General features: G+C 46.1%; 11 protein-coding genes. 6 read left to right on the top strand and 5 right to left on the bottom strand.

The features are described 5' to 3' along the window. Window positions 1-1184: TM2 domain-containing protein (locus B5D40_RS14075; RefSeq protein WP_234978178.1), on the top strand; the 1184-nt coding region annotated here is incomplete at its 5' end. Window positions 1185-1606: 422 nt separating this feature from the next. On the opposite strand, the gene B5D40_RS14070 is transcribed toward B5D40_RS14075, so the two are convergent. Further along, window positions 1607-2347, bottom strand: coding sequence for an ATP-binding protein (locus B5D40_RS14070; protein WP_078777426.1), 741 nt, complete (start codon window positions 2345-2347; stop codon window positions 1607-1609). A gap of 88 nt (window positions 2348-2435) precedes the next feature. On the opposite strand from B5D40_RS14070, the gene B5D40_RS16200 reads away from it, so the two are divergent. Continuing rightward, window positions 2436-2630 carry an FISUMP domain-containing protein gene (locus tag B5D40_RS16200; RefSeq protein ID WP_078777425.1) on the top strand — a complete coding sequence of 65 codons (195 nt, stop codon included), beginning with the start codon at window positions 2436-2438 and terminating at the stop codon, window positions 2628-2630. An 81-nt stretch (window positions 2631-2711) separates the two neighbouring features. Here B5D40_RS16200 and purM read toward each other — a convergent pair whose 3' ends face one another. From purM to B5D40_RS14050, 3 genes are read right to left on the bottom strand one after another with little or no spacing between them, the layout of a single operon-like run. Beyond that, entirely contained in the window at window positions 2712-3737 is a 1026-nt protein-coding gene (gene purM / locus B5D40_RS14060) for a phosphoribosylformylglycinamidine cyclo-ligase (RefSeq protein WP_078777424.1), read from the bottom strand. Between the two features lie 23 nt (window positions 3738-3760). Further along, window positions 3761-4564: a cyclic nucleotide-binding domain-containing protein gene (locus tag B5D40_RS14055; protein ID WP_078777423.1), complete on the bottom strand. Its 804-nt coding sequence runs from the start codon at window positions 4562-4564 to the stop codon at window positions 3761-3763. A 6-nt stretch (window positions 4565-4570) separates the two neighbouring features. Continuing rightward, window positions 4571-5749, bottom strand: a complete 1179-nt coding sequence (locus B5D40_RS14050) for an ABC transporter substrate-binding protein (protein ID WP_078777422.1) — start codon at window positions 5747-5749, stop codon at window positions 4571-4573. Window positions 5750-5849: 100 nt separating this feature from the next. On the opposite strand from B5D40_RS14050, the gene B5D40_RS14045 reads away from it, so the two are divergent. Further along, window positions 5850-6689: a hypothetical protein gene (locus B5D40_RS14045; protein WP_073305969.1), complete on the top strand. Its 840-nt coding sequence runs from the start codon at window positions 5850-5852 to the stop codon at window positions 6687-6689. Here B5D40_RS14045 and B5D40_RS14040 read toward each other — a convergent pair. Then, window positions 6631-7332 carry a hypothetical protein gene (locus tag B5D40_RS14040; RefSeq protein WP_078777421.1) on the bottom strand — a complete coding sequence of 234 codons (702 nt, stop codon included), beginning with the start codon at window positions 7330-7332 and terminating at the stop codon, window positions 6631-6633. The two genes, B5D40_RS14045 and B5D40_RS14040, sit on opposite strands and share 59 nt — an antisense overlap. Before the next feature lie 565 nt (window positions 7333-7897). On the opposite strand from B5D40_RS14040, the gene B5D40_RS14035 reads away from it, so the two are divergent. The 3 genes from B5D40_RS14035 to B5D40_RS14025 all read left to right on the top strand — a co-directional run bounded on the left by B5D40_RS14035 (window position 7898) and on the right by B5D40_RS14025 (window position 9341). Further along, window positions 7898-8140, top strand: coding sequence for a hypothetical protein (locus tag B5D40_RS14035; RefSeq protein WP_143394475.1), 243 nt, complete (start codon window positions 7898-7900; stop codon window positions 8138-8140). Window positions 8141-8252: 112 nt separating this feature from the next. Beyond that, window positions 8253-8783 carry a hypothetical protein gene (locus B5D40_RS14030; protein WP_095849576.1) on the top strand — a complete coding sequence of 177 codons (531 nt, stop codon included), beginning with the start codon at window positions 8253-8255 and terminating at the stop codon, window positions 8781-8783. Between the two features lie 9 nt (window positions 8784-8792). After that, window positions 8793-9341 carry a hypothetical protein gene (locus B5D40_RS14025; RefSeq protein WP_078777418.1) on the top strand — a complete coding sequence of 183 codons (549 nt, stop codon included), beginning with the start codon at window positions 8793-8795 and terminating at the stop codon, window positions 9339-9341. Window positions 9342-9634 lie beyond the last annotated feature (293 nt).

Here is a 9634-nt window from a genome sequence, read left to right as displayed (position 1 = left end):
TTTCCACTGTAGTGTTTATCCTTTCCTTCATCAGTATGCTGGTCTTGTACATCGCTGACATAGTACGATTGGCTATAGGAAAGCTATTGCCCAACACAAATGCCGCCCTTGACGAAATTTGGGAGAAATCTGGAAAAAAGCGTGCCGTCGCCATCATCCTCTCCCTTTTCTTTGGACTCTTTGGCGTGGACCGGTTTTATCTAGGCTACATCCGCAAGGGCCTGCTAAAATTGATTTTCCCTCTTTTGGGAGTAATTCATATCAGCATTTTCATCCGCATTTTCATCAACAACTTCATCGACTACTTTACATATACATATACTATACTGGCAATTATTTCCGTTACGATGGCAGTCATTTCCTGCATCAATATTCTGGGCTGGGTTGTCTGGTACATCAAAGACATCTATGGCTTGCTTACAGGAAAGCTATTGCCCTACCACTTCGCTACCGAAAAAGCCCGTTCCTGTAAACCTCAGTTGATTATGGGAGTTTGTATTCCCATCGGAGGAATCATTGCTATTCTTGTCGGATCCCTTCTGATGAGCCCGAACGAACCGGAAATAGTCCCCGCCAAAACCGATGGAGGCATTGCCGAGGAAATCCTTAGCGAAAGGGAAGACGAAGAAATTCAACCCTCCGAAGAAGAAACTGATATTCAAGAGGATGAATATGTGCAAGAGGACGAATATGTGCAAGAGGACGAATATGTGCAAGAGGACGAATATGTGCAAGAGGATGAATATGTGCAAGAGGACGAATGCGAATCTGTTGTATGGGCCTATGTATTTGATGAAGATTCTACCAACATCCGAGATAAAATGAAGGGCAAGGTTGTCCTAAAAATCGGAGGAACGCCAACACTTGGTCTCAGCTCTCCAATCAAAGGTTGGTGGAAAATTGAAGACAGCGGAACCTTAGGAAACGAAGTCCTCAATGGTTCTACGACTGGTTACTGGATTCATAGTTCTGTCGTTCGAACCCGGCTGGTATCGGCAAACGGCGAGGAAATTTCCATGAAAGCAAGCCCCGCAGACGACGCCGAAGAAGTCTTTTCTTTTTCCCCAAATACCCTTCTCATTCCTGTAGACGAAAAGAACTGCTGGGTAAACCTCAAGACCGAAGACGGAATCTATTCCGGCTGGGTGAAAAAGGACAACATCAGCCGCAACGAAGTGGAATAGCAGCAAACGCCACAAAACCCCATTGTGTAAGAGGAATTTCCCGTAAAAGGAGGCCTCTTCGCCCCTAAAAAAACAAGGGACAATGGGTTGCGTTTGGGGCAACACAACTCCAAAATATAAGTCAAAAAAATCTCAATACCGTTTACAAACTAATCGGGTAGCTCTGTTATATAAGTCCCTTTAATTTTGTAGGAATGGCATTTTTTTTCACTGAAGGCGGCTCTCTAATTTTGTAGGAATGGTGATTTTCGCTGAAGGCGGGGCCAATTTAGGAATTGGATACAGCCCTCCACTAAAACTCGCCATGAAAAATTTCCCTTTTTTGAGGTGGCAAGCGGAAGGGACAAGGGAAATTCGGATTTGACGCGCAGCATCCGCGGCTGCGGCTCAGTAATGCCTGCAAATAAGCTTACGATGAAGCCTTAGGCGTTATTGTCCAAGCAGAACTTCCAAACAGGTATTTTGACACCGTCTTCTAGAACGCCATCGGTATCCCACGTAACGATAGAGCAATCCTTGACCTTGATTTCATCCTTCGCCAAACGAATCGCCACTAGTTCGCGATTTTTCGTTTCTTCTTTTTCCATATTCCAGGCAACTTGAATCAAACGCCTTGCTTTTGTATCAAGGTCCGTCACCAGAAAGTCGACTTCGCCGCCTTTTTTGTTTACGTAGTATTCGATTTTATTGTTGCCACGCCGCAACTGCATAAACACGAGGTTTTCCAAAAGCCAACCCTTCTCCGCATCATTCTTGGGAGTCATGGCACGAACCAGGCCTGTATCAACCATATAATACTTGTCAGGATTCGTCCTACGCACTGCAACAGAATCCGTCCTGATAGAAACAGGGTAAATCAAGTAAGCATCCACAAAATAGCGAAGATAATCCGAAATGTATTCCCGATTATCGGGCTTGCCCATCGCTTTCAGCGCCCCCGATATCGCTCGGGAGGAAACTTTCCGTGCATAATTATGGATAACATAATCTAATGTATAACGGAGAGCCTGGACGTTGGAAATTTCATGTCGTTCGATAACATCCCTAAGCACCACGGCATTCACGTACTCCTGCAGCAACTTATTGCGAATGCGGAGGTTTTCGCCCTGCACATCAGGGAAACCGCCCTCTTCCAAATAGCGGGACACGGCATTACGGAGCACCCCGCCGTCCTAAAAGAGTATGGCGGCTGCGGTATATGTTTGACAATTCATTGAGTTCCCAATCCGAAGTCTTCTCATCTAGCGTCCAATACAAAAAACAAGGTATTTTCTAAATCCCAAAATTTCATACGGTAAAATCGTAGATGAACGCGACGGGCAAACATACAGAACCGTGAAAATCGGAATCCAGATTTGGATGGTAGAAAATGAATACCAGCCAAGCGCCGTTTGTGAAAACGACGAAAATTGTCGTTATTACGGTCGATATTATAGTGGGCAATAGCGACAGATTCTTGCATAGGGAATTGACAGCAAAGGCTCCCAAAAAACGGGAGCCTTTTTCTATGCGTTCAAAATCCCGAAACTAGTCGCGGAAAAGAACTTTTTTCGTTCCTTTCACCACTTCGCCAACATGGTAGAACGGTTCGTTCTTCGCTTTCAGATGGGCTTCCACGTCCGCCAGGTTCGCATCATCGACAAACACGAGCATCCCGATTCCCATATTGAAAGTCGAATACATTTCATCCTTTTCAACACTGCCAGCCTGCTGGATGATTTTGAAAATCGCCGGAACTTCCCAAGAAGTGCGGTCAATGACCACATCCACGTCGGCAGGGAGAATGCGCGGGATGTTTCCCTGGAAACCCGAACCCGTCACATGGACAAGGCCGTCGATTTTTTTAGCATCGGTGAGTTCAATCAGGCTCTTGTAATAGCTGCGGTGCGGCACAGTCAACGCCTCGCCAATCGTCTTGTCAAGGCCTTCCACGCGAGAATCCACCTTGTAACCCGCCACTTCAAACAACGCTTTGCGGGCCAACGAATACCCATTGGTATGCAATCCTGTAGAAGGAAGTCCCAAAATCTTGGTGCCCGGATGAATGCGAGAACCGTCGATGATATTTTCGCGTTCGACAACACCGACAATCGTGCCGGAAATATCGTAGTCGCCGATTGCGTACATGCCCGGCATTTCCGCCGTTTCGCCACCGATAAGGACCATATCGTTTTCGCAGCAAGCCTTGGACATACCTTCCACTATGCCTGTCATCACCTGCGGGTCGAGAGCGCCCATGGCGACATAGTCGAGGAAGAAGAGCGGACGAGCACCCTGCACCAGAATATCGTTGCAGCAGTGGTTCACAATGTCCTGTCCAGGCAACGTGTGCGTTCCCATTTCGATATCGACCTTGAGCTTGGTTCCAACGCCATCGACGGAGCTGACCAGAACCGGATCTTTCAGGCCCAAATGATTCAGGGTGAAGAGTCCGCCAAAATTGCCGACATCGCCCAAAACGCCCGCATTGAACGTAGAACGAACCGACTTTTTCACGCCGACCATGGCTTCGTCTGCACGAGAAAGGGAAACACCAGCGTCTGCATAATTCATACGATTTTTCCTTTGTGTTTGTTTTATTGATTTTTTTGCTGGAGCTGCTTTTCATCGATATTGCGCAAGGCATCCAGAATTAAACTCGTCGTATCGGCCTGTTGATTGATGTTTACAGCGTCCGGCATCAGATGCGTGTCCAATTTAAACAAAGCCGAGTCGTCCCAAGAAAGCATCTTTTCCAAAGCGTCCGGCCCGGTCAAGCGTCCGCATTTCGCACAGCAAATCCGACCGTCCCTAAAGGCGATAAAGCCCGAAACGCCTTCGCATTCCAAAAGCACCGTTCCCGTAATGCGGCTTTTTTCCAACGTCTGGGCAAAATCGATAAAAGGCAAAACACGTGCGCTCGCCAAAAGAGACAGGCTTTCAAATTCGTCCAAGGCCTGATTTTTTGCCCGCAAGCGATCCGCCGCAATTTTATACAGGCAGACGACAATGCTCGGATTTTTTTCCAAAAACTTGATGAACGCTTCCCGCGGGAGGTGCAGCACCGTGCAATCCTCGGCTGCAATCACCGTATTGTTGATTGGCTCATTGCAAAGAATCGAAATTTCCCCAAAGCAAGCGCCCGTTTCCAACCAGGCGATGACATTGTAGCTACCGTCCGCAAACATCCGACCGCAAATCTGGGCGCGACCGCTCTGCAACACGCAAAACGTTTCTCCCATTTCTCCACCGACAATAATCGCTTCTCCCGCTTCGTATTCCCGAATTTGGGAATTCAACAAGAAAAAATCGGCGGATTCACGCGGAATCTGCTGAAGGAACGGTTTCTCCATTTCATAAGACGCCGATATCCAATCACCAATACCAGAATGACCAATCATATCAAATTAAATATTAGAAAGTTTGCGATACCATTTGGAAGAGAACCCCGGAAAAAGAGCTGGATGTAGAATTTTCGCCACGTCCAGCAGCAAGGAATCCGGCTTTACCACCGCACTTTCGTAGTAATCCAACCCGCCCGCAGGCCCTTTTCGCAAATCGTAACCGTAAATTTCACCGGATTTCCATACGGGAAAAAGCCGAATCCGCTCCTCGTTTGCACTGATTTCGTCGAGAGTCGCGTATCCGCCCGCATTGATCCACACATCCGCTTTTTGCACATCGATTAAAGCCCTTTCAAAAGGCAGAGAAAGCGTTTCTGAAGCCGAGTCCGACCGCCAAAGATAGATCCCTCCCGCATCCCGGATAAGCGCAGCCATAAAGCTGTTTCCCGAAGAAGCGAGCCAGCTTCCCGAAGACGGCGTTCCCGTGAAAACAACGGGCCTTTCCGAGTCTTTCAACAAATCCAGCCGGCCTTTTATCGCCAAATATTTTTTTTCGCTTTGAGAAAAAAGGGAATCCGCCAGAGCTTCGCGACCGGTCAGAACGCCAAAGAACTTTATCCATTCCGCTTTGCCGAGCGGATGTTTTTCCCGCCATTCCGAAGTCAATACGACCGGCATCTTTAACTGCGAAAGCTTGGGGTACGCATCGTGAATTGTCTCGCCTGTCGAAAATGCAAAAATGGCATCGGAGCGCAGCCCGTATATTTTTTCGGGAGAAAGTTCCACGCCTTCACCGACTTCGCTCACCCGCAAAGAGTCCACTCGACGGTAAAAGGCCGAATCCGCAATGTATTTTTTGGAATCCACGCCGACAATCCGCTCCGGCACCTTCAATGCGGAAAGGTATCCAAGATAGGTCGAAGAAAGTATCGTCATCCGTTCAACGGGAAGCGCAAGACGCGGAAGCTCCGCCAAATCCGGCGGCACATTCGACGGAGAAAGAGAATCCCGCAAGAGCCAGCGCAAAGGAGGCATTTTTCCGTTTCGCACCCACAGGATCCGAAAACCGCCGCAGGAATCCACTCCAAAATTCGCCGCATAAGAAAGAGACAAAGCGGCACTTTCTGCATAGGCCCGATTTTTCGCATCAGCCCGTCTTTCTCCCGGCAAGCCCCAAACCCATATAACGACGGCCATTACCAAGAAAAAAAGCCCAATCAGCGTTATCCGTCTCATTTTCATGCGCCAAACATATCAAAATCCAGAAAGGGCTTTGCCTTTTCCGATTAAAATTCCTAGAAAAAATATCTCCATGTAAAATTTTTAAGCTATTTTAAGCAACATGAAAAACAGAAAGATTTCCCTTACCCTTTTTGTCGCAACTCTTTGTGCGATAACGTCTTTCGTATTTGCCGAACCCGAAGAGGGCTTTTATGAAAAGCACGACATCCGCGGATTCATTTCCATTAACGCGGATTACCGGGGAATGCGCAGTGCCTATGCGAATTATCTGAACAAAATTCTGTTCAGCAAAAATTTCGGGCATCTGGAAACATATCAAGTCGAAGACGACACCTCGACCGTCACCGTTTTTGAAAAGGACGGTTCGATTTCCCAATACGAGCATTTCAACGATTACTATCTCGGTCTGCACGTGGAAGTCGGTGCGCAATACCACCAGTTCCTGACCTGGTTCGACATCAACTTCATGCCCACCCAAGTTTCCGAAAAACCGGCGAGCAAAAACAGCAGCGGCCACGATCTTTACGATATCAAATGGTTCTCTTACGGCATCGACTGGATGTTCGGCTGGAAGCTCTTCGGTGAAAGCACCATCATCAATTTGATTCCCTCCGTCGGCTTCGGTATCAACCTGTTGAACATCCATCTTGGATCCAACTACGCCTTCAGAACCGAAGACGGCGATACCGTAACCGTGCGCAATCGCTATTACAGCGTGTTCTCGCCCACCATCAACACCCAACTCGAACTGCGAGTCGATTTGGACCCGTTCTCCATCGGTGCTTATGCGGGCTACCGCGTTATCCGCTTCAACGAATTTGACGTGGAAGGCTATCTTCTCGGCGAACCGGACAACAACGGCGACACCTGGTTTATGGGCGTCAAGCTAACCTGGACATTCCTTTCGGAAAACCAGAAGAAACTCCGCGACAAGCTGTAGCTTTTCCCCTAGGCGACAAAAATAAATCTCGAGTCAGCACATCCCTGCTGGCTCTATTTTTTTCCATCACCCGTTCCATCGGAATGTAGTAAGTCGATTCCCGGCGCAAATCCTTGTCCGTATGCCAATGGACCTCGCGGTTCTGATTGCAATAGGTAAAGTTCCAGCCCAAAAGAAGAGTGGGGACATTCATTCGGGCAAGCCGTTCGGGAAGGCCCGCAAACTGCCCCTGCGTACTGGCAAGAATCAAGGCGTCCAGCTGCTTGTATTGCGCATAAAGTAACACGTCTTCTTTCAGAGCCATATTGGGGCACAGGTTTTTCACATAATTCACTTCGGCAAAATGAACGCCAAAACCGGCTTTGGCAAGCTCCCCCGAAAAGAACATCATTCCGCGATGACGAAAATCGTTGTCCTCTTCGGGATTGCGATAGGGATGATAATAATGCGACATCATTTCAATGGAACGCCCCGCCCAAAAATAACGACTTGCCTGGGCAGCCGCCCAATTTTTAAGTCCCAATAAATTGATACCGTTGCATTCCGGGACTTGATTGCGGTAGTATTCATTGACTTTGCGCAAAGTAAAGCCATCGACAAAAAAACCGACTTTAAATGCGTTTGATTCCGCGGATTGATTCATAAGGGTTCTCCTCTAAAAGTGGAACCCCTATGGGATTAACGTTTTTCACGGCGATTTGTTCACCATGAAATAAAATTTTACGAAAGGCAAGCTAAAACGGGCTTTGACGAGTCGTCCTTCAAATAATTGCCCATCCCAGTATTTGTTAGGTTTATGACGAAAAAATGTTTGAAATTTACAAGGCTTTGTGGATATTCGAGGACGCCCTGCCACCTACAATTTCAAAAGAGCCATGAGGACTTTTTGTTCCCTATTTTGGATTTGCTTATTTCCGTCTGAGTTTTTCCGTCCAAAGAAAAGCGGATTCCGATTTGCATAATTTTTAGGGAAAGATATAAAAAAACGGAGCAAGGTATCAGCACCGTCCGTCGAATTTTTCCAAGCGTTTTATATTTTTAAATTTTGAAGACAAAAATAACGCAACGAAAAACAACCTAAAAAGCATTGACAACGAAAAAAATCGTATTATCTTTTTGATGTGTTTAAAATTTGCAAACCCGTTCTATTGTTTTTAATTGCATTATCGTTATGTAAAGCCGAATTTGCGCCCAATTCGGATGCGGGAATGGTTTCAGTCTCTATGGATGGGGAAAGCCTGCAAAATTTGCTCTCGGTTTATGAAAACGCTGGCTATCATGACTTTGGCACAACGGATATGTTGGAAAATACGAAGGAAGTGAAAAGCGTAAATAAGTATTATTTTTACAATTTTAAAATAGATTTAAACGATGATGATTTGAAATTTAGCATGGACGGGACATTGGATGCGAATGCGAGAAAAAATTTTTGGGTGTACCTTTTCACCTAAATCTAAAAGATGTCTGCGATGATTTTTCGAGTATCTCTGCAAAAAACATCGAGATGTTTTTTAATTTAAAAACCAAACACGACGGGATTCTTCGGTTGGAGAAAACTTTGAAATGATGCGAAATGGATGTTTCCTGTTTTTTTTACTGCTGCATCTGCTTTTGGGGTATGCTGTTGCTATGCCGTTGGCGGAAAATCCGTTGGAACAAAATGAAAAAACTTCTGTTGAATTCAATGGAGACAGCGTGAAAATTTATTATGACCTGATAGCCAAAGAAAATTACGATTCCCATTATGGTCCCAATGTCGCCGGGATGATTGTTGGAGGATTTTTGATTGGCTCAGGAACATTTTTTTTGTGTGTGGCCATTAATGACGTTTCAAAAAATGATTTTGCGTCGGCAATTTCGGTAGGCTTCTTTTCTGCAATTTCTATTCCATTTTATCTAGTTGGTCTTCCTGTTTTTTTATACAACACGTATAAATTTGTCGTGCGCAAAGGCCATGCGAACCGGCGCGACGAATACATCGATACCCTCAAGCGTTACAAGGAACGGCGAGAAAATTCCGTGCAATGGACAATCGTGCCGTCGGTGGATTTGGCGAATGCGGGCGGCAGGCTGAATTTGCTCGTGGCGTTTTGAGGTGTGGGAATGATGCGGAATAAACGGATGCTGTTGCTTTTGTTGTGGAGCCTGTTTTGGGGATTTGCCAATGCGGAGGAAACCTCTTTGGCGAATGGGGAGTTTCCTTTGAAACAGGGTGAAGAGCTTTCGACTGGCGGGGTGGATGACAGCCTATCCATCTATAACGCTTTAATTGTCGAAGAAAGTTTGAATGCCGACTATCGTTCGAATGTGACCGGCATGATTTTCGGAGGCGTTTATGTTGGACTTGGATCTGGCTTGCTTGCGGGAGGGATTGGCCTACTTAACTCTTTTGGCGACGAGAGCTTTTACCGTTTACTTGGAGCAACATTTATCGTCGTTGCTATTCCTTTTTATTTGGTCGGTGTTCCTATCCTGATTTCCAATATCGATGAGTATAGGGATTGCAAAGGCCATGCGAATCGCCGAGACGAGTATATCGACGCGCTCAAGCGTTACAAGGATCGGCGTGAAAATTCCCTGCAATGGACAATCGTTCCGTCGGTGAATTTGGCGAATGCGGGCGGCGGGCTGAATTTGCTCGTGGCGTTTTGAAAGGAAAAAAATTTTAGCTGTAGCGAATGTTTGAAATTCGCAAGGATTTATAGACATTCATGAAAACCTTGCAAAACTTCTAAACTTAAAAATCAAGAACCATCTCTACAAGCCACCTTTTCTTCAACGATTGAAGAAATGATTGATTTCAAGACAAAAAATCCAAAGACCAGATCTATTCGATCAAAGAAAAAGTAGCTAGTCAGCCCTTAAAAAGTCACTTTGCGAACGCAAGATAAGGACGTTCGCATTTTTTGTTCATTCCGTTCCACAGAAGGCAAAAACAGTATAGC

The organism is Fibrobacter intestinalis (genome assembly GCF_900167415.1).
GTDB lineage: Bacteria > Fibrobacterota > Fibrobacteria > Fibrobacterales > Fibrobacteraceae > Hallerella > Hallerella intestinalis.
Note: the sequence above shows the minus strand (reverse complement) of the source record. Positions and strands in the feature narration are given on the sequence as shown.

Coding starts and splice junctions, on each gene's coding strand:
- B5D40_RS14055 (WP_078777423.1), bottom strand. CDS start 4,564: ATGATTGGTCATTCTGGTATTGGTGATTGGATATCGGCGTCTTATGAA.
- B5D40_RS14025 (WP_078777418.1), top strand. CDS start 8,793: ATGATGCGGAATAAACGGATGCTGTTGCTTTTGTTGTGGAGCCTGTTT.
- B5D40_RS14040 (WP_078777421.1), bottom strand. CDS start 7,332: ATGAATCAATCCGCGGAATCAAACGCATTTAAAGTCGGTTTTTTTGTC.
- B5D40_RS14035 (WP_143394475.1), top strand. CDS start 7,898: ATGGTTTCAGTCTCTATGGATGGGGAAAGCCTGCAAAATTTGCTCTCG.
- B5D40_RS14030 (WP_095849576.1), top strand. CDS start 8,253: ATGATGCGAAATGGATGTTTCCTGTTTTTTTTACTGCTGCATCTGCTT.
- B5D40_RS14045 (WP_073305969.1), top strand. CDS start 5,850: ATGAAAAACAGAAAGATTTCCCTTACCCTTTTTGTCGCAACTCTTTGT.
- B5D40_RS14050 (WP_078777422.1), bottom strand. CDS start 5,749: ATGAAAATGAGACGGATAACGCTGATTGGGCTTTTTTTCTTGGTAATG.
- purM (WP_078777424.1), bottom strand. CDS start 3,737: ATGAATTATGCAGACGCTGGTGTTTCCCTTTCTCGTGCAGACGAAGCC.